This is a genomic window from Streptomyces sp. NPDC006283, assembly GCF_040613325.1.
In the GTDB taxonomy this organism is placed as follows: Bacteria; Actinomycetota; Actinomycetes; order Streptomycetales; family Streptomycetaceae; genus Streptomyces.
Genome location: NZ_JBEXRZ010000489.1, coordinates 1 through 1,106 on the forward strand (window position 1 = coordinate 1; position 1,106 = coordinate 1,106).

The window sequence follows — 1,106 nt, forward strand, 5'->3', positions numbered from 1 at the left end:
GAGAGCGCTTCCCTGACACGGAAGAGGTCACTGGTTCAATCCCAGTATCGCGCACGCAGTACGCTGCAGGCAGTAACCCGTTACACATGGCAGGTCACCCTGCGCGATTAGCTCAGCGGGAGAGCGCTTCCCTGACACGGAAGAGGTCACTGGTTCAATCCCAGTATCGCGCACCGTCCGAAGCCCCCGGTCGTCTCACGACCGGGGGCTTCGTCGTTCACCCGCCGCTCGCGCACTCACGACGGGGAACTCACGACGGGACTCACGAAGAGAAGAGCATCCGCCCGAAGCTGCGCTGACGGTAGTGGCCGTGGTGGCCGCCGTGGTGACCGCCGTGCTGCGGTGCGCCCCACGCCGGCGCCGCGGGAGCCGCCGCGGCCGGGTAACCCTGCGGGGCCGGCGGCGGGGGCGGCGCCTGCTGGGTCCACTGGGACTCGAGTCGGGTCAGCGACTCCAGCTCCCCGTAGTCGAGGAATATGCCCCGGCAGCCGCTGCACTGCTCGATCTGGACGCCGTTGCGGTTGTACGTGTGCATCGCTGCATGACACTTGGGACACTGCATCGTCGGCTCAGCTCCTCGCCGTTCGGTCGACATCGCCGGAATGCATGCCCGGCGACGAGGGTTTCACCCTACGACGGAGCGATGGCTTCCAACTCGGGTGGCTGTGTCCCGATTCGGGTACAGGCGTCGAGCACCGCCTGCTCGACTTCGTCCGGTTGACGCTGCTCCGCCGCCGCCCTGGCCAGAGCGAGCGCGGCCGTCTGAGCGGTCAGCGCCCGTGCCGGAACGTCCAGTTGAGGCCAGGGGTCTTCGGCGGCCGGGACCGCCGGGCCTTGTGCGGCGGTGTACGCCGCGAGGAAGCGCTGCCAGACCTCGGGCGGCAGCAGCCCCGACGCGAACCAGGCCGCCGGGCGGGCCAGGTCCCACGCGGGATCGCCGAGACCGAGGTCGTCGACGTCGATCAGCAGCCAGGGGCCGTTCGGTGGTGGGTGACGTACGAGCTGGCCCAGATGCAGGTCGCCGTGGCACACGGCGCTCCGGCGCGGGGAGGGTGCCTCGCCGCGCGCCCAGGCGGGCAGCCGCGCCCAAGCGCGCCGGACGTCGG

2 protein-coding genes and 1 tRNA gene are annotated in these 1,106 nt (G+C 70.5%); 1 reads left to right on the forward strand and 2 read right to left on the reverse strand.

What is annotated here, in order from left to right; translation table 11 throughout:
* The first annotated feature begins 101 nt into the window (after nucleotides 1-101).
* A tRNA-Val gene (locus ABZ070_RS37480) sits at nucleotides 102-173 on the forward strand.
* Nucleotides 174-262: 89 nt separating this feature from the next.
* Here ABZ070_RS37480 and ABZ070_RS37485 read toward each other — a convergent pair.
* Complete coding sequence (locus tag ABZ070_RS37485) at nucleotides 263-562, reverse strand: zf-TFIIB domain-containing protein (RefSeq protein ID WP_356640692.1); 300 nt, start codon at nucleotides 560-562, stop codon at nucleotides 263-265.
* Nucleotides 563-630: 68 nt separating this feature from the next.
* A partial coding sequence (locus tag ABZ070_RS37490; protein ID WP_356640694.1) for a phosphotransferase occupies nucleotides 631-1,106 on the reverse strand: 476 nt, incomplete at its 5' end.

Coding starts and splice junctions, on each gene's coding strand:
- ABZ070_RS37485 (WP_356640692.1), bottom strand. CDS start 562: ATGCAGTGTCCCAAGTGTCATGCAGCGATGCACACGTACAACCGCAAC.